The sequence below is a fragment of the Hymenobacter sp. YIM 151858-1 genome, from assembly GCF_025979705.1.
Lineage (GTDB): Bacteria > Bacteroidota > Bacteroidia > Cytophagales > Hymenobacteraceae > Solirubrum.
The window spans coordinates 2,041,084-2,064,667 of sequence record NZ_CP110136.1 but is presented as its reverse complement, the minus strand read 5'-3'; the positions used below and the strand labels follow the sequence as shown (position 1 = coordinate 2,064,667).

Genomic DNA, 23,584 nt, shown 5'->3' with positions numbered 1-23,584 from the left:
CACCGCGACTTTCGGCGGGCGTGAGGGGGAGGCAGCCAGCCCTGGGTGGCCGGGCTGCCGGCCCCACCTACCACCACCACCTGCCGCTCCGATGCTCGCACTGTTTATAAAACGACCGGTACTCTCGCTGGTCATTTCGCTGATTTTTGTGCTGTTGGGCGGGCTGGCGTTCCTGACGCTGCCCATCACGCAGTTCCCCGAAATCGTGCCGCCCTCCGTAACCGTTACGGCCAAGTACACCGGCGCCAACGCCGAGGTGTGCGCCAAGGCCGTGGCCACGCCGCTGGAGCGCGCCATCAACGGCGTGCCGGGCATGACGTACATGTCCACCGTTACCTCCAACAACGGCATCACGGCCATTCAGGTGTTTTTTGAGGTGGGCACCGACCCCGACCTCGCGGCCGTGAACGTGCAGAACCGCGTCACGACCATCATCGACGAACTGCCCGAAGAGGTAATCAAGGCCGGCGTAACTACCGAGAAGGAGGTGAACAGCATGCTCCTGTACCTCAATGTAATGAGCGACGACCCCTCGGCCGACGAGGAGTTCATTTACAACTTCGCCGACATCAACATTCTGCAGGAGCTCAAGCGCATCGAGGGCGTGGGCCGGGCCGAAATCATGGGCTCGCGCGAGTACTCCATGCGCGTGTGGCTGAAGCCCGACCGCCTGCTGGCTTACGACGTTTCGGCTGATGAAGTGGTGGAGGCCATTCGGGCCCAGAACGTGGAGGCCGCGCCCGGCCAAACCGGCGAAAGCTCGGGCCGCACCGCTCAAATGCTGCAGTACGTGCTGCGCTACACGGGCAAGCTCTTCGAGCCCGAGCAGTACAAGAACATCGTAATCCGGGCCAACGCCGATGGCTCGGTGCTGAAGCTGCGCGACGTAGCCGACGTGGAGTTTGGCACGCTGAGCTACGGCATGGCCTCCAAAACCGATGGCCGGCCTTCGGCGGCTATTATGATGAAGCAGCGCCCCGGCTCCAACGCCCGCGAGGTAATCGAGAACGTGAAAACCCGCATGGCCGAGCTGAAGCAAACCAGCTTCCCGCCGGGCATGACGTACAACATCAGCTACGACGTGTCGCGCTTCCTCGATGCTTCTATCCATGAGGTAGTACGCACGCTGTTTGAGGCCTTCCTGCTGGTGTTTGTGGTGGTGTACCTGTTCTTGCAGGATTGGCGCTCCACGCTTATTCCGGCCCTGGCCGTGCCGGTAGCACTGGTGGGCACGCTGGCTTTTATGCAGATGTTCGGCTTCAGCATCAACCTGCTCACCTTGTTCGCGCTGGTGCTGGCCATTGGCATTGTGGTGGATAACGCCATTGTGGTGGTGGAGGCCGTGCACGTGAAAATGCACGAAGAGCACCTTTCGGCGCGCAAAGCCACCCTGGCCGCTATGGGCGAGATTGGCGGTGCCATTGTGGCCATCACGCTGGTAATGTCGGCGGTGTTTGTGCCGGTGGCGTTTATGTCGGGCCCGGTGGGCGTGTTCTACCGGCAGTTCTCGCTCACGCTGGCCATTTCCATTGTCATTTCAGGTGTCAACGCCCTTACGCTTACGCCGGCATTGTGCGCGCTGCTGCTGAAGCCCACGCACGCTATTGAGGGCGACACGCCCGATGACGATGGCAAGCGACCCGGTTTGCTGGCGCGCTTTTTTGCCGGCTTCAACCGCCGCTACGATGCCGTGGCCCGCGGCTACGAACGCCTGCTGCGCCGCTGGGCGCCCAAGCGGGCGGTTACCCTAGGTCTGTTTGCCTTGTTCTGCGCTGCCACCTTTGGGCTGAGCCTGATTCTGCCCACGGGCTTTATCCCGACGGAAGACCAGGGCATGATTTACGTGAACGTAACGGCGCCCGCCGGGGCCACCGTGGAGCGCACCGAAAAAGTGCTCGACCAGATTCAGCAGCAAGCCGCCAAGCTCGATGCCGTAGAGTCGGTTTCGACGTTGGCCGGCTACAGCCTGCTGAACGAAGTGGCCGGGGCCTCCTACGGCATGGGCATGATCAACCTGAAACCCTGGGACCAACGCAAGCTGTCGGTGCAGGAGCTGATTGAGGAGTTGAACAAGCGCACGGCCGGCATCAGCGACGCCCGCATCGAGTTCTTCTCGCCGCCTACCGTACCGGGCTTCGGCAACAGCAGCGGTTTTGAGCTGCGCGTGCTCGATAAAACCGGCCGCGGCGACTTGCAGCAGACGGCCGCCGTGTCGAACAAGTTTATCACGGCCTTGGCCAAAACGCCCGAAATCGGCTCGGCCTTCACCACCTTCGACGCCAGCTTCCCGCAGTACCTCATCCACGTCGATCAGGAAATGGCCGCCAAAAAGGGCGTAACCGTCGACCGCGCCATGAGCACCCTGCAAACGCTGCTGGGCTCGTTCTACGCCTCCAACTTCATCCGCTTCGGGCAGATGTACAAGGTGATGGTGCAGGCCGCGCCCAACTACCGCGCCGCGCCCGAAGACGTGCTGAAGCTGTACGTGAAAAACGACCGCGGCGAGATGGTGCCCTACGCCACCTTCCTGACGATGGAGCGCGTGTACGGCCCCGAGCAGCTCACGCGCTACAACATGTACACTTCGGCCATGCTCAACGGCGACGCCGCCCCCGGCTTCAGCTCCGGCGACGCCATTGCCGCCGTGGAGCGCGTGGCCAGCAAGGAGCTGCCGCGCGGCTTCAGTTTCGAGTGGTCGGGCATGACGCGCGAGCAGATCCTGTCGGGCAACCAGGCCATCTACATCTTCCTGGTGGTTATCGTGTTCGTGTACTTGCTGCTGGCGGCGCAGTACGAGAGCTTCCTGCTGCCGCTGCCGGTGCTGCTGTCGTTGCCCACGGGGGTGTTCGGCGCCTTCCTGTCGCTGAAAGTCCTGGGGCTCGAAAACAACATTTACGCGCAAGTGGCGCTGGTCATGCTCATCGGCCTCCTAGGTAAAAACGCCATTCTCATCATCGAGGTAGCCAACCAGCGCCGGCAGCAGGGCGCCCCGGTGCTCGAGGCCGCCGTCGAGGGTGCCGTGTCGCGCCTGCGGCCTATTCTGATGACGTCGTTCGCGTTCATCGCGGGCCTGATTCCGCTGGTAATTGCCACGGGCGCCGGGGCCATGGGCAACCGCTCCATCGGCACGGCCTCGGCGGGCGGTATGCTCATCGGTACCCTGTTTGGGGTGGTGCTGATTCCGGGCCTGTACGTGCTGTTTGCGGGCCTGAGCAAACCCGCCGCGCCCGACGAGGACGACGAAGAAGATGCTGTTGAAAACCAACGCGCGGTGCGGCGCCTCGAGCCCGAACACGCCTAAACCATACAACTGCTTAAACGCCTAGGTGGCAAGGCCACTTACCGTTGTGCCGGGCACAGCCAGGCTTCGCACCGACAAGCCAGCAAATGGCTACGGTTGGGGAACCGCTATTTGGCGAAGCGGTGCCGAAGCTTCGGCTTGTGCCCTGCACAACGCGCTACACCACCCAGGCCGGGAACCGCCCCTGCGGCAGCCCGCCCATATGCTCCAACTCATGCTTTCTCAACGCCTCTATTTTCTGCTGAGCTTGCTGCTGATGGCCGGCTGCAAAGTAACCGAGCCTACACCACCTAGGGCTGCGGCCGTGCTGCCGGCGCAGTACGGCCCCGCCGCCGCTACCGACTCGGTCAGCATTGCCGAGCGGCCCTGGCGCGAGTTCTTCGCCGATACCCGGCTGGTCAGCCTTATCGACACCGCCCTGCAAAACAACCTCGATGTGCGCATGGCCGTGCAACGCATCGAGCAGGCCCGCGCGGCCGTGGTGGCGGCCCGCGGGGCGCTGCTGCCAACGGTAAGCGGAGTAGCCGCCGCCGGCTTCGACCGGTGGGGCAAGTACACGCTCAACGGCGTGGGCAACTACGACACCAACCTCTCGCCCAATATCCGCGGCGACCAGCGCATCCCCAACCCCGCCACGCCCGATTATTTCCTGGGCCTGCGCAGCACCTGGGAAATCGACCTGTGGGGCAAGCTGCGGCAGCGCCGCCAGGCGGCCTACGCCCGTTTGCTGGCCACCGAGCAGGGCCGATACCTGGTTACTACCTCGCTGGTGGCGCAAGTAGCCAGCCTGTACTACGAGCTGCTGGCCCTCGACTCGGAGCTGGATGTGCTGGTGCGCAACGCCCGCCTGCAGGAGCGCGCCCTCGAGATTGTGAAGGTGCAGAAAACCGGTGGCCGTGCTACCGAGCTGGCCGTGCAGCAGTTTACGGCGCAGTTGCTGCGCACCCAAAGCCTCGAGCAGCAGGTGCGCCAGCGCATCGTGCGGGCCGAAAACGAGCTTAATCAGCTCCTGGGTCGCTATCCGCAGCGCGTTGTGCGGGGGGCACCCATTCGGCAGCAGGCACTGCCCGATAGCGTAGCCGCCGGCGTGCCCACCCGCCTGTTGCTGCGCCGCCCCGATATCCGGCAGACCGAGCTGGAACTCACGGCCAACCGCGCCGACGTGGCCGCCGCCCGGGCCGCGTTTCTGCCTTCGCTCACCATCACGCCCTACGTAGGCCTGAATGCCTACCGCACCTCGCTGCTGTTTCAGCCGCAATCGGTGGCGTTTGGGCTGCTTGCCGGGCTGGCCGCGCCGGTGTTCAACCGCAGCCAGATCAGGGCCGATTACCAGCGCGCCACCGCCGCCGAGCGCGAGGCCGTGTTTGCCTACCAGAAAGCCTTGCAAACGGGTTTCCGGGAGGTGCATACCAACCTGAGCGGCCTGGCTTATTTCCGGCGGGCCTACGCCCTGAAACAGCAGGAAGTAGCCGCGCTCAACCGGGCCGTGGAGGCCTCCAATAACCTCTACGTGGCCAACCGTGCCACTTACCTGGAGGTGATTACCGCCCAGCGCAACGTGCTCGATGCCGAGCTCGAAGCCACGCAGCTGCGCAAAGAGCAGTTTCAGCTGCTGATAGAGTTGTACCGCGCCCTAGGTGGCGGCTGGGATACGGCACCAACCAACCCATAACCAACCTCCCGCAGCGCGGAGGCGCCGCATGCCCCGCGCCGTTGCCGCATGAAAGAATATGAGTTAAACGAAGTGGGCTTTGTACCGGCCGACTGGATTCCGAGCGATACACGCTACCTCGAAGGGCAGTTGCTCGTGCGCATGCACGAGCGGGGCATCCTGCGGCTGTTCATCCCGAATGCCGGCGCCGAGGTAGAGCTGTCGTCGGGCAGCCTGTACGAGCCGATAGTGCACTACGTGGGCGCCCTCGAGGGCATAGCAGCCGCGCTCGAAAAGCTGCTTTAGCCAATGGAGCCCGCTGGCACCTAGGCGCATAGCAATGCCACAACAGGCCACCAAGCAAGTGCGCTGACAACTCGCAAACCTGTTTCTGCAAGCATAGCAATAAGTGTATATTGGGTAGCGCTGCAACGCCGTTGCTATCAATGCGCCACCCCTATGCCCTTATCTACCCGCATTGCCCTGCAGGCTGCTTGCGCAAGCCTAGGTGTCGGGTTGCTGAACAGCTGTGGCTTCAGCAAACAAGCCGCATCAGCAACAACCCTGCGCCCGCCTGCCGATGCCGCGCTGTTCCGGACTATTGCACCCACCGAGGTAATTACGTCAAGGTTATAATGCTTGACGCGGTAGCCCTTGCCATCAGCGGCAGTATGTAAGGATTCCTTACTAGGCTGTGTCTGAGAAGTTGCTTCAAGCCTCGTGGTCGTCATGCTGAGCCTGTCGAAGCATCGCTACCGCTTCGTCTGGGCTCGTTCCACGAAGCGGTAGCGATGCTTGGCTTACGCCTTCCTTCGGTTCGACAGGCTCAGCATGACCGTTCTGGAGTTTACCGACACAGCCTAACTGATTCTTCGGCCAGCTCACCTTCTTTGAACACGTTGCGCACGTGCATGGTAACGTTGGGACGCGAGACGTCGAACAGCTCCGCCATTTGCGCCTGCGTGAGCCACACGGTTTCGTTTTGCAGGTGTACTTGCAGCTGCGCCTGCCCGTTGGGGGACTGGTAGAGGAGGATGTCGGTAGCGGAGGACATAAAGTAAAATAGGGGAACTAATGTAATCCGAAGCCCCGATAACCCAACCGCAGCCGGAAACTTGCGGCACTTGGTGAGCGGGCGAGGGTCTTGGTATCTTGCGGTTTGATAGCATGTCTCTCCCTATCTGATGGCAATTCGGTGAAACGCTTTTTTACCCTTGTCGGGCTTACGGCAGGCTTTGGCCTGCTCAGCCGTCCGGTGCATAGCCAACAACCAGCCCAGGCCCCTGCCAAGGAGTACCGCTACACCGAAACCATGCCCGTATTTCCGGGCGGCTTGGATCAGCTTAAGGCCATTATCCGCGACAGCCTGCGCTACCCCGCGCAGGCCCTGCGCGAGGGCGTTGCCGGCAAGGTACTGGTGCAGTTCACCGTCAGCCCCGAGGGCCGCACCACCGATGTGAGCCTCAAGCAAGGCGTCCGCGCCGACCTCGACCGCGAGGCCCTGCGCGTCGTGGGCCTCTTCAACCACTGGACCTGGCAGCCCGCTACCCAGAACGGCCGCCCCGTGAGCGTGGTGTATACCATGCCGGTTACGTTTGGGGTACCCGGCGTAGCTTCCCAGGTGGCGGCCGGGCCCGATTCACTGGATCTGCTGCCGCTTAAGGGGCTGCAGCCTGCGCTGAACTATTGGAGCCCCGACCGCGGCATTATCCCACCCGACAAGGGAATCGTGTACGGCAGTTGTGTGCAACGCTTGGGCTTCAGCAGCGGCGGTTTCGGGCAGTACGTGCGCCTCGTCAATCTCGGCACCGGCAAAGCCGTGCGGCTGGAGGTGAAGCCGGCCTTCAAATCGGCGCGCAGCAACAGCTTCTGCTTCGCGGTGCCGCCCGGCCGTTACGCCCTGCACTTCTACGAATACACCGAAAGCAAATGGTACGGCGGCGAAACGTTCACCGAAAACCTGCGCAAAGCCGCTAATCCGGCCAACGCCGTAGCCGCCACCCGATACGTCTTCACCGTTGCCGCGGGCCAGGTACACTACCTGGGCACCTGGCACTTCGAGCAGCCCGGCCAGCCCCGCTTCACCGACGACAAAGCCGACTTGGACGCGCGGCTGCGTGGCACTTACAAGAAGCTGCCCTTCGACGCGGCACGAACCGCGCTGCCGCAGTAGCGTTGGCGCTGGTGGCTGCGGCGTATGGATGCATAAAACCACCTGAGAGATACGCACAACGGCCCGCCGGAACACTGTTCCGGCGGGCCGTTGGCACGTAAGATAACCTAGGGCTTACAGGTGAATTACCTCCCCGTAAGCAGCGGCAGCAGCCTCCATCACCGCCTCCGACATGGTGGGGTGGGGGTGAATGGCCTTGATGATTTCGTGGCCGGTGGTTTCGAGCTTGCGCGCCACCACGGCTTCGGCAATCATGTCGGTTACGCCGGCGCCGATCATGTGGGCACCCAGCCATTCGCCGTACTTCTTGTCGAAGATGACCTTCACGAAGCCGTCCTTGGCACCCGAAGCCGAAGCTTTGCCCGAGGCCGAGAAGGGGAACTTGCCCACCAGCACGTCGTAGCCCTGCTTTTTGGCTTCTTCTTCGGTGAGGCCCACCGAGGCAATTTCGGGGTAGCAGTAGGTGCAGCCGGGGATGTTGCCGTAGTTGATGGGCTCGGGGTGGTGGCCGGCAATGGCCTCCACGCAGGTAATGCCCTCGGCCGAGGCCACGTGCGCCAGCGCCGGGCCGGGCACGATGTCGCCAATGGCGTAGATGCCGGGCACGTTGGTGCGGTAGTACTCATCCACCTTAATGCGGCCTTTCTCCACCGTAATGCCCAGCTCCTCAAGGCCTAGGTTCTCGAGGTTCGGCTGAATGCCCACGGCGCTCAGCACCACGTCGGCGTCCATCTGCTGCTCGCCTTTGGCGGTTTTGATGGTCACTTTGCAGCCGGGGCCGCTGGTGTCCACCTTCTCCACCGAGGCGTTGGTGAGGATATCGATGCCCGATTTCTTGAACGAACGCTCCAGCTGCTTCGACACTTCTTCGTCCTCCACCGGCACGATGCGCGGCATGAACTCCACGATGGTCACCTTAGTGCCCATGGTGGCGTAGAAGTAGGCAAACTCCACGCCGATGGCGCCGGAGCCCACCACTACCATCGTTTTGGGCTGCTCGGGCAGCACCATGGCGTCGCGGTAGCCCAGGATTTTCTTGTGGTCGATGGGCAGGTTCGGCAGCTCGCGGGCGCGGGCGCCGGTAGCCAGAATGATGTGCTTGGCCTGGATGGTTTCGCTGCCGCCATCGGCCTTGGTTACGGCCACTTCGCCGGGCTTGCTGATTTTGGCCGTGCCCGAAATGACATCAACCTTGTTTTTCTTCAGCAGGAAGGTAACGCCCTTGCTCATGCCCTCGGCCACGCCGCGGCTGCGCTTTACCACGGCCGCAAAGTCGTAGCCGACGTTGTCGGCCGAGAGACCGTACTCCTGCGGGTGCTTCAGGTAGTCGAATACCTGCGCCGATTTCAGCAGGGCTTTGGTGGGGATGCAGCCCCAGTTGAGGCAGATGCCACCGAGCGATTCGCGCTCTACCACGCCTACTTTCAGGCCAAGCTGCGAGGCGCGAATGGCCGCTACGTAGCCGCCAGGGCCCGAGCCAATCACGACTACGTCGTACTGCAATGCCATATAAGGTTGTCTGATGGGAAAGATGGGCAATTGAAAGCCGGGCCCAGCCTGGGCTCGGGTGGGCAAAGATAGCCGCCCCGGCAATACCGCCCCAATGCGCGGTACTTCGGCGGCGCGCTGCCGTATACTAAACCGCGGAGCCCGGGTTTGGGCTTTCCGGCGTTTGCTTTCTTTTACCCTGATCAACTCCCGATGAAACCAGCTATACAATCCTTGCCGGCCCTAGGTGGCCTGCTGCTGATTTTGCTGACGGCCCAGTGCTCGGCCACCCGCGAAAACGAAACGCCCACCATGGCCGCCCGTGCGCGCCTGAACGAGGCCGCTGCCGCCGCCGCGGCCGACTCGGGCCGGGCGCTTGCCCCCGCGGCTGCCACGCCGGTGGCCAGCACCGAGCCGGCCCTAGGTGCCGCAGCACCCGAGGCGGCCGTGGCACCTGGGGCCGGCGCAGCCGAGCGCCGCACGCCCGCCGATTTTCGGGCCGAGATTAAAGCCGCCGATGCCCGCCTGAAAGCTAACCCGCGCAACGCCGACGCCCTGATTGCGCGCGGCCGCGCCAAGGCCCAGCTCAAGGATTACCGCAATGCGCTAACCGATTTCAATGCCGCCTTGCGCATCAAAGCCACCAACCCAGTGGCCTTGTACAACCGGGGCCTCACGCGCCTGCGGCTGAAAGAGTACAACGCCGCCATCAGCGACTTCGGCAAAACCCTGCGCTACAACCCCACCGATAAAGAAGCTTACTTCGGCCGCGGCATTGCCAAAATGCAGCTCGGGAATTACAAGGGCGCCATGCCCGATTTCAACAAGGCCATCGAACTTGATGCGCAGTACGCCGATGCCTACGAGTACCGCGGTATTTGCTACGCCTCGCTCAACAAGCCCGAAGACGCCCGCCGCGACTTGGAGCGCGCCTCCGAGCTAAACCCCGAAGCCAACAAGAGCCTGCGCCGCTTCGCCGGCAAGTAGCGGCACCTAGGGCGCTCATTTGCCAGCCAGCAGGCGCAGGTAAAACGACGGTTGCCGCAGCCGCTCGCGCAAGTCCAGGTCGAGGAACATGGCCGATAAGGTTTCGGCCAGGGTAGGGTTGCGGGCAGCACGGTTGGCCACAAAGTTGAACAAGCTCGGCCAGCGCAGCAGCCGCTGCATGCCGTGGCTCAGGCGCAGCTCCTTACCCAGGCGGCGGTACACGGCGGCATCGTAGCCCTGCAGAAAGCGGGCTGACGTATCGTTGGCAGCCAAAGCCCGGGCGGCCCAGTCGGCGGCGTGCCTACCCGAAATCATGGCGTGGCCGATGCCCTCGCCGGTAAACGGGTCGATGAGGGAGCCGGCGTCGCCGAGGAGCAGGTAGCCGTTGCCGGAAAGCGGGCGGCGCTTCGAACCTAGGGGCAAGCCAAAACCGCGCACCGGGCCCTCGGGGGTGGCCTCGGCAAACCGCTCGCGCAGCTTGGGGTGCGTGGTAAGCAGCTCGTGCAGCCGCTCGCGCAGGTTCACGCGCTTGCGCGACACTTCCTTCGTAAGCATGCCCACGCCCACGTTGGCGGCGCCATCGGGCAGCGGAAAAATCCAGAGGTAACCCGGCAAAAAATCGGGCAGAAAATGCAGCTCGATAAAGTTGTGCGGGTGCAGCTGGCGCACCCCGCGGTAGTACACCCGCAGGCCGGCGCAGTGGTGCGCGGGCTCCAGGGCGTGGCCGCCAATTTGCCGGGCAAACGCCGACTGCGCCCCGTTGGCCACCAGCAGCAACCGCGCCGTAATGATGGGCCGATCGGCGGCATCGAGCAGCAGCCAGCGGCCGTCGGCACCTAGGCGGTGGTTGGCCACGGTGGTGCCCTCGAGCAGCTCTACTTCGGGGCGCAGGCGCAGCTCATCCACCAACAATTGGTCGAAATCGAGGCGGCGGGCTACGTGGCCGGCGGGGGCTTCGGTATCGGGGTTGTAGCGGGGCCGAAAGGGTACGCTGAGCCGCTGCCCGTTGGGCGCAAAGAAGTCGATGCCCCAGCTGGGCAGCTGGCCGGGCCAGGCGGCCAACTTGGCCGGCAGGGCTTCGTCGATGCGGCGCAGCTCCATCAGCACCTTGCCGCTCAGGGCATCGCCGCACACCTTGTCGCGTGGGAAAGTGGCCTTGTCGAGCACGGTTACGCGGTGGCTGGCGTTGGCCAGGTGCAGGGCGGCGGTGGCGCCGGCGGGTCCGGCCCCAAGAATGCAGATATCAGCGTGGCGCATAAAAAACGGCCGGCGCAACAGCGCCGGCCGCACAAGATAAGGCGCGTAAGCGGCTTAGGCGCGCTGGCCCACGTAGCCGGCGAGTACCTGGTTGAGCTGCGGCTCGGGCACCACGCCCGACTGCCGCCACACTGGCTGGCCTTTGTGAAACAGGATTAGGGTAGGAATGCCCTGCACCCGAAACTGCTGCGCGGCGGCCGGGTTGCGGTCCACATCTACTTTTATCACCTTGATTTTGCCTTGGTGCCGCGCCGCCACTTGCTCCAGAATGGGGGCCATGGCTTTGCACGGGCCGCACCAATCGGCGTAGAAATCGACCAGCACGGGCATGCCGGGGCTGTTGATGAGCTCGTTGAAGGATTTTTTGGCCATGAGTACAAGGGCTTGGTGCTGCAAGGTTATACGGCACCCGAGGCCAGCGGGGTAAGGGCACTAAAAAGCCGCCCGGCGCGTGGGTGCGGGCCGGGCGGCTTGTTGTACGAGCGGCGGAGCAACTATTTCTTGGCGCGCTCCACTACCGTTACGTCGTTCGACACGGCCGGCAGCGAAAAGCGGCCGCCACCGGCACGCTTGCCGCTTACCTCGCACACCCAGGTGTAGTCGCCGGGGGCGCCGTTGGCCGCAATGCCGGTTTCCGTCTGGAAGAAATCGGCCTCGGTGGCCGGGCTCGGGAAGATGACGTCCACGCCGTTCTGGCCGTTCTGCACGTCCTTCACCAGGGTGTAGCTTTTGCCCGATGCCTGGCTTGTAACGGTGAATTTGGCCTTGTAGGCGCCAAGCTGCCCGAACTTGTCAGCAACGCCGATCCGCACGAACGGGTCGGTTGATACCATCCAGGTTTGGGCCTTGGCGCTAGGCGAGCACAGCAGCAACACAACAAGCAGCGCGGCAAGGCTGCTCATGCGTTTCCACAAAGCAAGGGTAGGAGTGTTCATAGGGCGGAGTGTGTGAAATGAATTGAAGAGGTACCAGGGGAGGGAGGCGGGTGGTAGGGTAGGAGCGGAAGCTCAGCGCGGGCCCGAACAGCTAGGTAAGAAATTGACTTATTGGACCTTTGGCACACTGATGCTACCAAATATATAAATCTGACAAACGCCCTGGAAAAAGCACAAGTAATTTTTTTCTGAACGCACGGTTTCCGTATGCAGCCCTGGGCATCCTGCTATCCGACCTTCGCGTAAGCCCGCTTTGTGGCTTCACGACGGAAAGTAACTTTTGCAGCCGCGGCCCCGCCGCCCGAACCCACCTGCCAACTATGCGAGCGGCAGGTGCAGCAGGTATCGCGCCACCATTTGGTGCCCCGCGAGGAGGGCGGCCGCTACGGGCCCACCATCGACTTGTGCCAGCCCTGCCACAGCACCGTGCACTTGTTGCTTACCAACAAAGCCCTGGCCCGCCAGTACCATTCGGTAGAGGCGCTGCGCAGTGCCGACGAGCTGCAGAAGTACTTGCACTGGATAAAGCGCAGCCGCGTGGAGCGCATCAGCAACCGCCGGCGGCGCCGCTAATTGGCCCGGCGGCTGTTTCTTTGCCGGCGTATGCCCCTGCTTGCTTTTCTGCCGTTTGCTCAGGCCCGCCGCCAGGCCGTCGCCACCGTTGTCGTCGATAGCATCCTGCCCAGAGCGGCCCTTACGCTGGCCCACTGGCGCCAGGCCCCCACGCCCCAGCCCTACCGCGACGATACCAGCGCCGGCTCGGCCTTGCGGGCGCTGCGCACCCCGCCCCACGAGCTGCAGCGGGCCCAATTCGTCACGGCCAACCACTTCGATGTGGATGGGTTTGTGGGCGTGTGGGCGCTGCTGAACCCCGAGCTGGCGTTGCAGCACGAAACCCTGCTGCGCATGGTAGCAACCCTAGGTGATTTTCGGGAGCTGGACTGGCAGCACCCCCTGGCCGACACCGCCCTGCAGCTGGTTTGCTGGCTGAACGCCAAGGAAAAAGAGCTGTTTTACCCGCCGTTCGGCGCGCCTGAGCTGCGCCGCCGCGAAGACGAAGCCTCGGCGGAAAAGTTTGCCTGGTTTCTGCCGGCCTTTGCCGAGGTGTTGCAAACCCCCGACCTAGGGCGCACCGCCTGGGCCCCAGAGCACGAGCGTGTGCGCCAAGGCATTGCCGCCATGCAAAGCCCCGCCACGCAGCTGCGCCGCTACCCCGAGTTGGGCTTGGTGGTACTACACTCGCCCGAGCCGCTGCCTTACTACGCCCTGTTTGGCCCCACCGCCGGCTACGATGTGGTACTGAGCTGCTACCACGGCCAGCGCTACGAGCTGGAGTACAAATACACCACCTGGGTCGATCTGGAATCGCGGCCCACGTTGCCCCGCCTGCCGCTTGCGCCCTTGGCCGAGCGCCTGAATGAGCTGGAAACCTCCCGCCGCCTCTGGACGTGCGACGCCGTAACCGATACCGGCCCCTTGCTGCGCCTCTCGGACCGCGGCCTCAGCAAAGTGCAGCGCTACGCCGACCCCGATCAGCGGCCTATCTATGCCTCATCCATCTCCGCCACTGAGTTGGAGCAGGAAGTCGTCGGCTTCTTGCAAAAGCAATACGCCGGAATCGAGCCGCGGCGGTATTGGAGCTGGGAGGAAATACGCGCCGCTGGGGTGGCCGCGCAATTGTAGCGCGGTGCAGCGCGTGTAGCGCGAACTTGTAGTTCGCGTCTTCAACTCGTAATTTCTGTTTTCGGACCTAGGGCGGCAGTGCGTGTAGCGCGGGCTGAAGCCCGCGCTACACGCAACGATTAGAAAATACTGTCTGTGGACGCGGACTACAAAGTCCGCGCTACACCGCGCTACTGCTGTGCTACGCCTCAGTGCCGAAACCTACTACGCGGAGCGAGCTGACGCCGCCGGCGCCGCGCCGCACGTGAATCTGGGTGCTCACGCGTTCCTTCAGGGCCTCTACGTGCGAGATGATGCCGATCATTTTGCCCGTGCCCTGCAGCGTTTCGAGGGCCGAAAGCGCCACGTCGAGCGTATCGGGGTCGAGGGTGCCGAAGCCTTCGTCGATGAACAGCGTGTCGATCTGGGTCTTGCGGCCGGCCAGCTCCGACAGACCTAGGGCCAGGGCCAGGCTTACCAAAAAGCTTTCACCGCCCGAGAGCGAGTTCATCGAGCGGGTGCTGCCGGCCTGGTACTCGTCCACAATCAGCAGATCGAGGTGCTCGTGCGGGTTGCGCGTAATGCGGTACCGGTCGTTGAGGCGGGCCAGGTGGCGGTTGGCCAGCTCCACGAGGCGGGCCAGCGTGAGGCCCTGCGCAAACTCGCTGAACTTCTTGCCATCGGCCGAGCCAATGAGCTCGGCCAGGCGGCGCCAGCGGCGGGCTTCCTGCAATTGCTTGTCCAGCTCGGCCACAATCTGGGCGTGGCGCTCCTGCCCGCTGCGGTGGTCGGCAAGGCGCTGCTGGCGCTGGCCCAGCTGCTGGTTGAGGGCGGCCAGCTGCTGCTCGGCCTCGCGCAGCTGCCCCAATACCACCTCAGCGGGTTCGGTGGTGAGGGCGCGGGCCTGCTCGGTTTGGTGCTGATGCGTGAGCTCCGTAATGCTGTGTTGCGCGGTTGCCACGGCGCGTTCGTGGGCTTGCAACTGCTCGGCCAGGCGGTGCACCTCGTGCTCGGGCAGCAGGCGGGCAGCCAGCGCGGCGCCATCGGCGGGCAGGCCGGCGGCTTGCAGGTCGGCCAGCAAAGCGGCGTGGCGTTGGTCGCGCTGCTGCTGTTGCTGCGCGATTTCCTCGGCCAGCTGCTGATGGCGTTCGTCGTGGCGGGCCAGGGTAGCTTCCTGCTCACAAAAGGCTTTATCGTGGCGCTCATACGCCTCGGCGGCCTGGCGCACGGCCTCGGCCAGCTGCGCCCGTGCCTGGGCCACATCGGTACCGGTAAAGAACTCCTGGCGCTGGGCACGCAATTGCTCAATGGCCTTGAAGCGCTGCATCAGCACCTCTCTGTTGGCCGTGAGCCACTGCTGGTTGTCGGCGCGGCTTTTGGTCAGCTCCTCGGTGCGGGCCTGGGCTGTGCTGAGCAGCTTGTCCACATCGGTGCGGGCTTGCTTTTTCCGCGCAAACTCGGCGCTCAGGCCCTTCAGTTGCTCCACCAGCGTAGCGCCGTTTTCGCCCGTAAACTGCAGCCCAAACGAGCTCAGCAGGCTGCCGATGGTGTCGCGCACCACGGGCACACGCTCCCCGGCATCGGCCAAACGAATTTGCAGGGCGGCTAGCTCCTGGCCAATTTGCTGCTGCTGAGCCGCCGCTTGCTGGTGCTGGCCTTGGGCTTTGGTAAAGGCCACCTCCAGGTCGTGCTGCTGCTGGGCCAGCTCGCGCAACTGCTGGCCCACGGCCCGAACGGCTTTGGGCGCGGCCTCTTCGTCGGCTTCGGTAAGCAGGGGTAGCAGGGTAGGCGCTTCGGCCGCGGCGGCATTGCCGCCGGCGTGTTCGAGCAGACCCGTAAGGCTTTGCATGCGGTTGAGGCGCGCATTCAGGGTGCGCACCAGCTGGCCCAGCTCTTCTTCGCGCTGCTGGTCGCGCTGCAGCGAATCGTGGCTGATGCCCAGCACGCCCGCGGCATACGGATGCTCGGTGGCGCCGCACAGCGGGCACGGCTCGCCGGCCACCAGGTGCTGGCGGGCTTCTTCGTGCGTCAGAATAAGCTGGTGGGCCTGGGTGAGGCGGCGCAGGTCGTCCCAGCGCTGCTCTTGCTCGCGGTGCTGGCGCTGCAGGGCTGCCACGTGGTGCAGCAGGCGGCGCAGCCACTGGTCGCGCTCGGTGGCGGCAGCCTGGTGCAGTTGGCGCACGGCAGCAAGGCGCTGCTGCGTGGTTTCGGTTTCCGTTTGGCCGCGCTGCGCGGCCGCAGTGGCGGCGGCCAGGCGGGTTTTGAGGTCGGCTTCGGCTTTGCTCAGCTCGCCCAATTCGGCCTGCAGGCTCGTCCAAACCTGCAGTTCGCTGGTGAGGTCGGGCAGGGCCGCGGGCAGCTCGGCCAGGCGTTGGTTGTGCTGCAGCCACTGGTCGAGGTCGTGCAGCTCGGTGCCGAGGGTTTGCACCTGCGCGGTGGTTTGCTCCAGCGTGGCGGCGGCCTGCTTGTGTTGCTCCAGGCGTTGGTCGTAATCCAGGCGCTCTTTGCGCAACTGCTCCTCGGCCTGCGCAATCAGGCCATCGAGCTTATCGGCCTCGAGCAACCTAGGCTCTTGCTCGTGCTGCGCCTGCTGGGTCTGGGCGTGGTGCTGCTTGCCCGTGGCGCGTTGCTGGCGGGCTGTTTCGAGGGTGGTGTGCAGCAGGGGGCGGCGCAAAGCAAGCTGCTCCTGCTCGTGGCGCAGGCGCTGCAGCTGTGCATCGGTTTGCTGCACCAAGGCCCACGGCGTGCTGAACGGCGCGGCCTGCTGGTGCGCCGTAAGGCGCTGGCGCACGGGCCCGAGGCTGGCGGCCTGCGCGGTTAGCTGCTCCAGGGTGGCGGCCGCGCGCTGGCGGCGCAGCCCTAGGTCGTCGAGCTGCCGCAGCCAGGTATGGGCCTCGCTGAGGCGCTGGCGCGTGGCGGTGGCCGCGGCGGCTTGCGCTTCGAGGGCGGTTATTTCGGCCGTTAGGGCGGTCAGTTCGTCTTCCGACAGCAGCGTTACGCCGGCAAGGCCCGCGCGCAGGGCTTCGCTGCGCTTGTCTTCTTCCTTGGCTTTCTCAAAGGCAAAGCGCGAAATCTCGGAGTACTTCTGCGTGTCGGTAATCTTTTCGAGCAGTTGGGCCCGCTCGCCGGGGTTCGATTTCAGGAAGCGCGTGAACTCGCCTTGCGCCAGCAGCACCGAGCGCAAAAACTGGCGGTACTCCAGGCCGCTCAGCTCGGCTACCCGCGCCGGCACCCGCGACTTGTAGCTTTCCAGAATCACGCCCTCGTCGGAGCCTTCCTTCAGCTCGCTGATGCTCATGGAGGCATCCTGCAGCTGCCCTTCGGCTTTTTTTCGGGCGCGGTGCTGGCCCCAGCGCGAGCGGTACAGCTTGCCGTTTACGCTGAACTCTACCTCGGCCCAGCTTTCGCCGGTACCTTGGCTCATTACCTGCGCTACTTCGCCGTCGTGGCGGGGCACCTGGCCGTAGAGGGCCAGCGTAATGGCGTCGAGGATGGTGGTTTTGCCCGCGCCGGTGGGGCCGGTAATGGCAAACAGGCCCGCATCGGAAAGCGGGGCATTGCTGAAGTCAATCTCGTGCTGCCCGCGCAGCGAGTTGAGGTTGAAAAACCGGACGCGGAGAATTTTCATAGGTGGCCTCACGGGACCCCTCCGGGGCACGGCCCCTCTCCAAGGGAAGAGGGGGAGCCTGACGAGGGCATGTATTCAAGGTAAGAATGAGCTAGCTTTTGTAGTTAGCTATTTGCTAAGCAAGTTACGCCAGATGCTGTCGGATTTGTGCTACTACAGAGTCGGGTTGATGCAGCACTTCTTCGTTGGAAAAGCGGCTGACGGTGTCGCCCAGCGTTGCCAGATTGTGGGTACGGCCTTCATCATAAGTGTTTTGCTCTGGCTGGTTATGATAACCACCATCAACCTCAACAATAAGCTTGGCGGGTATGCAGATGAAATCCGCAATGAAGCGGTCAATCACATTCTGCCTCCTGAAGCGAAAACCTAACCGCTTCCCTCGCAAATGCTGCCACATCACCGCCTCAGCCAGAGTAGGCTGGCGGCGCATCTGCCAGGCCGATACACTGCTTAGATTATACTGCAACTTATCAGCAGTAGCCCATGCCAAGCCTCCTGAGCAGATGGATGAGTTTCCTTGAGTTGTTGATCCACAATTCATTTTCTCACTTATCGTCACAAACGCTAATTAACTCTATTGAATCCCCAGGCTCCCCCTCTCCCCTTGGAGAGGGGCGGGGGGGTGAGGCCCCTAGTTGGTGTGCATCAGCTCCACCAGCTCATCGAAGGTGCGCAGCAGCTGTTCGCGGCCATCTTCCGGCTCGCCCTCCAGCCGCCGCTCGAATACTTCGCGCTCCGAGAAGTCGTGCAGGCTGCGGGTGAGCGGCTCGGCTTCGGTTTCACCTAGGGGCCGGAGCGTTACGATGCGGAAATGCCGGCGGGCCAGTACCTCAATCTGCTTGCGGTCGAGCTTTTCGATGACTTTCAGCAGCTGCTCCGCTACTTCGAGTTGGCCTATTTCGGAGCGGATTTCCACATCGGCCCAGGCGGGCAGGGGCAGCTCGGCGTTGTCGTAGGCGGCTAGTTGCGTAAGTACTTCCTCCAGGTCGCCGTGGAAGCGCACGAGGCGGCGGGCAGTGGGCACCGCAATGGTTTCGATGGTGGGGCAGCCGGTGCCCTTGAATTCGAGCAGCAACACCTGCTTCGGGTCGTGGATTTCGGAAAACGACAGCGGAATGGGGGAGCCGCTGTAGCGGATATGCTCGCGCCCGCCCACGCGCTGCGGGCGGTGCAAATGACCTAGGGCCACGTAGTCGAAGCAATCGGGGAAGTGGTCGGCCGTGACCTGCCCTAGGTTGCCCACGTGTATGGTGCGCTCCGAATCGGAAGCCGAGCCGCCGGCGGCGTAGAGGTGGCCGGTAGCCAGCACGGGCAGGCCGTTGGCCTTGTGCTGCCACACCTGCTCGCACTCGGCCACGCGGGCGTAGTGGTCGGCAATGCCCTGCTTGATGCGGGCTTCGCGCGCCTCGGCGGTTTCACCGGGCAATGAGAGGCGCACGTCCCGGTCGCGCAGAAAGGGCACAGCGCACACCACCAGCGCGGGTTGGCCCTGGGCGTCGTCGAGTATCAGCACCTGCTCCTCGAAGCAATCGGGCACGCAGCCTACCACGTGTACGCGCAAGTGGCGCAGCAAGCGGGCCGGGGCATTGAGCGTGGCCGGCGAGTCGTGGTTGCCGCCCACAATCACCACGTCGCGGCAGTTGGTTTGGCGCAGCTGCACCAAAAAGGAGTAGTACAGCTCGAGCGCGGCGCTGGAGGGCGAGCCAGTGTCGAACACGTCGCCGGCCAGCACCAGCACTTCCACGCGCTGCTCCTGCACGGTGCGCACCAGCCACTCCAGGAAATGGCGGTGCTCCTCGGTGCGCTCGTGGCCACTGATGAAGCGTTGGCCTAGGTGCCAATCGGCGGTGTGCAGGACTCTCATGCGGGTGGTAAGTGACAGTGCAACGTCAAAATTAACGTTTGCGGCGCCGATTTTCGCTGCAAATTGTCGGCGCCAAGAAGGTTCGATGTTTAGTAAATCAGGTTACTTAATCAAATTGGTAAACCAGTTTATTTAGCCCGCAGAGGGCGCAGAGGTTTTCGCAGTGGCCGCTGAGCTCTGCGACTTCTGCGAAAACTTCTGCGGCTTCTGCGGGCTAAAAATCAAAAAGCCCCGGCACACGGCCAGGGCTTTTGACTTTCAGATCAGCAGGCGCTTAATGCACAGCCTGCTTCTGAAACTCGGTTATAGCTTCGCCTAGGTCGTAAACCGGCACGTTGGGCAGCACAGCCTTCAGGATGCTGCTACCCGCGGCCGAGCGGTAGCCGCCGGCGCAGTGCACCAGCACGGGCTTATCGGCGGGCACTTCGTGGGCACGTTCGCGCAGCTCGGGCAGCGGAATCAGCAGGGCGTTGTCGAACACGGGCTGCTTGGCCTCGGTGCGGTTGCGGATGTCGACGATGGTGAACTGCTCGGGGTGCTGGCGTACTTGCTCCACATCAACCTCCGGCGAGGTGGCAGGCAGCTCGCGCGGAGTCAGCAGAGCGCCTTTGATGTTGCTTTCGTAGCCGATTTTGGCGGTTTTGCGGATAACCGTGTCGAGGGCAATCTGCGAATCGGCCACCAGATAAAACGGCTCTTTCGGACCTAGGATGGAGCCCAGCCACGTTTCAAACTTGCCGCCGTCCATCAGGTTGATGGCGCCGGGCAAGTGGCCTTGGCGGAATTGCGCCGCCGGACGGGTGTCGATAATCGGAACGCCGGCTTCGAGCGGGGTGTGGCTTTGCAGGTGTTGCACCGAACGCACCGAGTCCTCGAACGCCGGCGCGCCTTGCTTGTTGATCTGCACATCGCGGCCGAAGTACTTGGGCGCGAAGGGCTGGTCTTCGAGCAGCACGCGCACAAACTCGTCGCGCGACATGGGCTGCAAGGCGTAGTTGGTTTTCAGCTCCTTGCCAATGGTCGAGTCGAGGTCGGTGGAGGTGGTTTTGCCGCACAACGAGCCGGGGCCGTGCGCCGGGTATACCTTGGTGGTGGGCGGCAAGGTCATCAGCTTTTCGCGGGTGCTGTCGTACATCTGCGCGGCCAGCTCCTCGCGCTTGTGGCCACCCACGGCTTCGTCTTCGCGCAGGTCGGGGCGGCCTACGTCGCCCACAAACAGCGTGTCGCCGGTAAATACGGCGCGGGTGCCGCCCAGCTCGTCGATCAGCAAAATGCAGATGGAGTCGGGCGAGTGGCCGGGCGTGTTGATGGCGTGCAGCTCCACTTGCCCTACCGAAATCCGGTCGCCCTCGTCGAAAGGCTTGTGCGGGTAAGAGGCCTTCACCAGCTTGCTCACGTAGATGGTGGCGCCGGTTTCCTCAGCAATTTCCAGGTGCGACGAGACGAAGTCGGCGTGCGGGTGCGTCTCGATGACGGCCACGATTTTGGCGTCTTGCTCGTCGGCGAAGTCGTAATACGGTTGCGGGTCGCGGGCCGGGTCGATGACGGCCATGCGGCCGCCGCTGAGCACGGCGTAAGAGGCGTGGGCCAACCCTTTGTCGTAGAACTGGTGTATCCTGAAGGGTTGTGAGGAAGGCAGGGGACTCATGGATGTAAAGTAAGGTGACAACTGCCGGACCCAGGTGGCGCGGCCGCCGACGGAGGGCTTGCCGATTACAAGCACCGCGCCGTTTAAGCGTAAGCTGACAGCATGGCCGCTACGGGCCGCCCGAGGCTGACATTGTCAAATATAACAATCCGAGAATCCGGCCAACCGGGTAGTGCCCTGAAATTTCGGCCGGCCGGCAACTTGCCAGCTGGTAAGGCCGAGGCAGGTGCCCTGGGTGGGTGGGCCGGGCGGGCGTTGCGGCAGCCCCTAGGTGGCGCAACGGCAGCAGCTGTCAGGCAAGCAAAAAAGCCGCCCCGGGCAGGAGCGGCTTTTAAGAGGTGGAGCGAGAGACGTGATGCTTCGCCTTAGTCGGCTTTCACTTTTGATTTGCCTTTATCGGCTTTCACCTTCACTTTGTCGCCTTTGGCTTTCACCTTGGCGTCTTTCATTTCTTCGCGGCGCTCGAGGCGGTTTTCCATTTGGTCTTCGCGCTTGGCCTGGTACTGGGCAAATTGCTCGGGCGAGAGCACGCCGCGCAGCTGCTCATCGGTACGCGTGCGGGCCTCCTGCATTTTCTGACCTAGGGCCTGCCGGCCATCGGGGTTGCCCGGGGTCATCTGGCCGCGCAGGGTTTCCATTTCGTTGGCTTGCGCCAGGAAGATGGCGCGCACCTTGGTTTGCTGATCGGCCGTGAGGCTGAGCTGCTTGGCAAGGCGCTGGGTTTGCAGATCGGCGCGCTGCTCGGGCGAGAAACGGCCTTGGCCCTGCCCGCGGCCCTGGTAATTGCCGGGGTTGGGCGTGCCCGCATTCGCGCTGGCGGGGTTTTGGGCCTGAGCAGTGGTAAAGCCGAGGGCCGCAACCGTCAGCAGCAGAAGCATCTTTTTCATGGCGGGAGTGTCTGTAATGAAATATTGCCTGCTTAGAGGGCAAACTGGCCCATAGGTTTAACGGGCCCGGGTCAGCCGGGGCAAGTTCCGGGCCAAGCTAGCAGCAAGCCGGATTCTGCCTATATTCGGGCCCCGACGTGTCCGTTTGCGGCCCGCTGCGGCATCCCACGACCAACTTCTCTCTAAATATTCTCCCCATTCACTCTCACTAATGGCAAACATTTTCGCCAAAAAACCGCTCGCTCAGCTGTTGGGCGAAGCCAATGCCTCCGGCGAAGGCGCTCTTAAGCGCACCCTGGGCGCGGCCAACCTGGTGGCACTCGGCGTCGGGGCCATCATCGGGGCTGGCCTGTTTGTGCGTACCGCTGCGGCGGCCGCTCAAGCCTCAGGCCCGGGCGTTACGTTAGCATTCATCGTGGCCGCTATCGGCTGCGCCTTTGCGGGCTTGTGCTACGCCGAGTTTGCGGCGATGATTCCGATTGCCGGTTCGGCCTACACCTACGCCTACACCACCATGGGCGAGTTTGTGGCCTGGGTTATCGGCTGGGCCCTGATTATGGAATACGCCCTAGGTGCCGCCACGGTATCCATTGCCTGGAGCGAATACCTGAACAAGCTCTTGGAGGTGTTTGGCACCCGAATACCCTTCGAGCTTTGCCACGCCCCCTCCGAGGGCGGCTGGATTAACCTGCCCGCCCTGCTGATTGTGGTGGCCCTGTCGCTGCTGCTCATCAAAGGCACGCAGGAGTCGGCTACCTTCAACGCCGTTATCGTGGTGGTGAAAGTGGCCATCGTGTTGATATTCATTGCGGTAGGCTGGCAGTTTGTGAACCCCGCCAACCACACGCCGTACCTCATTCCCGAAAACGCCGAGCCGGTAACCAACGCCGCCGGTAAGGTAGTGCGCGAGTACACCGCCTGGAACAAGCACGGCTGGGGCGGCATCATCGGTGGCGCGGCCATCGTGTTCTTCGCCTTTATCGGTTTCGACGCCGTTTCGACGGCCGCGCAGGAAGCCAAGAACCCCAAGCGCGACATGCCCATCGGTATTCTCGGCTCGCTGGCCGTGTGCACCGTGCTCTACATCCTGTTCGGCCACGTGCTGACGGGCGTTGCCAACTGGCGCGAGTTTGCCGACCCCGCGAAGGGCGGCGAAGCCTCGGTGGCTTATGCTATTAAAGAGCACATGCCCGGTTTCGAGTGGCTGAGCACCGCCGTTACGGTGGCTATCCTGGCCGGTTTCTCGTCGGTTATTCTGGTGATGCTGATGGGCCAGTCGCGCGTGTTCTTCTCCATGTCGAACGACGGCCTGATGCCCAAGGCTTTCTCCGACCTGCACCCCAAGTTCCGCACGCCCTACAAGTCGAACCTGGTGCTGCTGGTGTTCGTGGGTGCTTTCGCGGCCTTCGTGCCCGGCTCCCTGGCCGGCGACCTTACCTCGTTTGGTACGCTGCTGGCTTTCGTGCTGGTATCGATCGGCGTGTGGATCATGCGCCGCACCGACCCCGATCAGCCGCGCCCGTTCCGTTCGCCGCTCTCGTCGGCTGCTTTCCCGCTGGTGCCTTTCCTGGGTGCCGCCATCTGCTTGCTGATGATCGTGGGCCTCGACCTGTTCACGCTGCAGGTAGCGCTGGGCTGGATGGTGCTCGGCTTCATCGTGTACTTCGTGTACGGCAAGCGCAACTCCAAGCTGCAGAAGGGCATCGTGGTAATCCCCACCGAAATGGAGGAGCAAGCCTTTATCGAGCCCGACCCCAAAAACGCCTAGGTCGGTTTTCTGCCTAAGCCCAAAAGGCCCCGCCGGGTTACCGGCGGGGCCTTTTTTGTGCGTGTAGCGCGATTGTAGCGCGGACTACAGAGTCCGCGCTACTGCGCGCCACACCGTTCTACTTGCTCACCGGCTGCACTTCGCTTTTGAGCTTCAGTACCCGGTCGCCGTTATCCTGCACGATAAGGAAGGCCGGGTTATCGGCGGTGCCGTTGCGAGTTATTTCGGAGCCCTTAATGGTGCGGGTTACCGGCTCTTTAAAGGTCTGTTCGATTTTGCCAATGGCCGAGCCGGTGCCGTATTTCCAGGAAACGCGTGAGCCTTTGCGCATAAGT

Annotated in this window: 20 protein-coding genes; 9 read left to right on the top strand and 11 right to left on the bottom strand. The window is 63.4% G+C overall.

Translation table 11 applies throughout. From position 1 onward, the window contains the following. Window positions 1–91: 91 nt before the first annotated feature. From OIS50_RS09170 to OIS50_RS09155, 4 genes are all read left to right on the top strand, one after another. Window positions 92–3,301: an efflux RND transporter permease subunit gene (locus tag OIS50_RS09170; protein WP_264694108.1), complete on the top strand. Its 3,210-nt coding sequence runs from the start codon at window positions 92–94 to the stop codon at window positions 3,299–3,301. A gap of 214 nt (window positions 3,302–3,515) precedes the next feature. Then, a complete protein-coding gene (locus OIS50_RS09165) occupies window positions 3,516–4,973 on the top strand; it encodes an efflux transporter outer membrane subunit (protein WP_264694105.1) in 1,458 nt (485 codons plus the stop codon). A gap of 48 nt (window positions 4,974–5,021) precedes the next feature. Further along, complete coding sequence (locus OIS50_RS09160; protein ID WP_264694103.1) at window positions 5,022–5,258, top strand: hypothetical protein; 237 nt, start codon at window positions 5,022–5,024, stop codon at window positions 5,256–5,258. 153 nt (window positions 5,259–5,411) lie between these two features. Then, on the top strand, window positions 5,412–5,588 hold the full coding sequence (locus OIS50_RS09155; protein WP_264694101.1) for a hypothetical protein: 177 nt from the start codon (window positions 5,412–5,414) through the stop codon (window positions 5,586–5,588). Window positions 5,589–5,799: 211 nt separating this feature from the next. Here the strand turns inward: OIS50_RS09155 and OIS50_RS09150 are convergent, their stop codons facing one another. After that, window positions 5,800–6,006, bottom strand: a complete 207-nt coding sequence (locus tag OIS50_RS09150) for a hypothetical protein (protein WP_264694099.1) — start codon at window positions 6,004–6,006, stop codon at window positions 5,800–5,802. A 141-nt stretch (window positions 6,007–6,147) separates the two neighbouring features. Between OIS50_RS09150 and OIS50_RS09145 the strand changes: the two genes are divergently transcribed. Continuing rightward, window positions 6,148–7,125: an energy transducer TonB gene (locus OIS50_RS09145; protein WP_264694097.1), complete on the top strand. Its 978-nt coding sequence runs from the start codon at window positions 6,148–6,150 to the stop codon at window positions 7,123–7,125. 114 nt (window positions 7,126–7,239) lie between these two features. On the opposite strand, the gene lpdA is transcribed toward OIS50_RS09145, so the two are convergent. After that, on the bottom strand, window positions 7,240–8,634 hold the full coding sequence (lpdA, locus tag OIS50_RS09140) for a dihydrolipoyl dehydrogenase (RefSeq protein WP_264694095.1): 1,395 nt from the start codon (window positions 8,632–8,634) through the stop codon (window positions 7,240–7,242). Window positions 8,635–8,826: 192 nt separating this feature from the next. On the opposite strand from lpdA, the gene OIS50_RS09135 reads away from it, so the two are divergent. Next, complete coding sequence (locus OIS50_RS09135) at window positions 8,827–9,600, top strand: tetratricopeptide repeat protein (protein WP_264694093.1); 774 nt, start codon at window positions 8,827–8,829, stop codon at window positions 9,598–9,600. A gap of 15 nt (window positions 9,601–9,615) precedes the next feature. Here OIS50_RS09135 and OIS50_RS09130 read toward each other — a convergent pair whose 3' ends face one another. The 3 genes from OIS50_RS09130 to OIS50_RS09120 form a co-directional block, all read right to left on the bottom strand. Continuing rightward, complete coding sequence (locus OIS50_RS09130; protein WP_264694091.1) at window positions 9,616–10,857, bottom strand: NAD(P)/FAD-dependent oxidoreductase; 1,242 nt, start codon at window positions 10,855–10,857, stop codon at window positions 9,616–9,618. Window positions 10,858–10,911: 54 nt separating this feature from the next. Further along, window positions 10,912–11,229, bottom strand: coding sequence for a thioredoxin (gene trxA / locus OIS50_RS09125; RefSeq protein ID WP_264694089.1), 318 nt, complete (start codon window positions 11,227–11,229; stop codon window positions 10,912–10,914). A 122-nt stretch (window positions 11,230–11,351) separates the two neighbouring features. Beyond that, entirely contained in the window at window positions 11,352–11,792 is a 441-nt protein-coding gene (locus tag OIS50_RS09120; RefSeq protein ID WP_264694087.1) for a hypothetical protein, read from the bottom strand. Between the two features lie 255 nt (window positions 11,793–12,047). On the opposite strand from OIS50_RS09120, the gene OIS50_RS09115 reads away from it, so the two are divergent. After that, entirely contained in the window at window positions 12,048–12,365 is a 318-nt protein-coding gene (locus OIS50_RS09115) for an HNH endonuclease (RefSeq protein ID WP_264694085.1), read from the top strand. A gap of 30 nt (window positions 12,366–12,395) precedes the next feature. Further along, window positions 12,396–13,475 (top strand): DUF6687 family protein, encoded by a 1,080-nt coding sequence (locus OIS50_RS09110; RefSeq protein ID WP_264694083.1) that lies wholly within the window; start codon window positions 12,396–12,398, stop codon window positions 13,473–13,475. Between the two features lie 181 nt (window positions 13,476–13,656). Here OIS50_RS09110 and OIS50_RS09105 read toward each other — a convergent pair whose 3' ends face one another. The 5 genes from OIS50_RS09105 to OIS50_RS09085 all read right to left on the bottom strand — a co-directional run bounded on the left by OIS50_RS09105 (window position 13,657) and on the right by OIS50_RS09085 (window position 21,481). After that, window positions 13,657–17,082, bottom strand: a complete 3,426-nt coding sequence (locus tag OIS50_RS09105) for an AAA family ATPase (RefSeq protein WP_264694081.1) — start codon at window positions 17,080–17,082, stop codon at window positions 13,657–13,659. A 124-nt stretch (window positions 17,083–17,206) separates the two neighbouring features. After that, window positions 17,207–17,548: an endonuclease domain-containing protein gene (locus OIS50_RS09100; protein WP_264694080.1), complete on the bottom strand. Its 342-nt coding sequence runs from the start codon at window positions 17,546–17,548 to the stop codon at window positions 17,207–17,209. Between the two features lie 165 nt (window positions 17,549–17,713). Continuing rightward, a complete protein-coding gene (locus OIS50_RS09095; protein ID WP_264694078.1) occupies window positions 17,714–18,946 on the bottom strand; it encodes an exonuclease SbcCD subunit D C-terminal domain-containing protein in 1,233 nt (410 codons plus the stop codon). A gap of 274 nt (window positions 18,947–19,220) precedes the next feature. After that, window positions 19,221–20,594, bottom strand: coding sequence for an MBL fold metallo-hydrolase (locus tag OIS50_RS09090; RefSeq protein WP_264694076.1), 1,374 nt, complete (start codon window positions 20,592–20,594; stop codon window positions 19,221–19,223). Window positions 20,595–20,959: 365 nt separating this feature from the next. Next, complete coding sequence (locus OIS50_RS09085; protein ID WP_264694074.1) at window positions 20,960–21,481, bottom strand: Spy/CpxP family protein refolding chaperone; 522 nt, start codon at window positions 21,479–21,481, stop codon at window positions 20,960–20,962. A gap of 211 nt (window positions 21,482–21,692) precedes the next feature. Between OIS50_RS09085 and OIS50_RS09080 the strand changes: the two genes are divergently transcribed. After that, a complete protein-coding gene (locus OIS50_RS09080; protein ID WP_264694072.1) occupies window positions 21,693–23,249 on the top strand; it encodes an amino acid permease in 1,557 nt (518 codons plus the stop codon). Window positions 23,250–23,367: 118 nt separating this feature from the next. Here OIS50_RS09080 and OIS50_RS09075 read toward each other — a convergent pair whose 3' ends face one another. Then, a complete protein-coding gene (locus OIS50_RS09075) occupies window positions 23,368–23,580 on the bottom strand; it encodes a hypervirulence associated TUDOR domain-containing protein (protein WP_264694070.1) in 213 nt (70 codons plus the stop codon). Window positions 23,581–23,584: the final 4 nt, after the last annotated feature.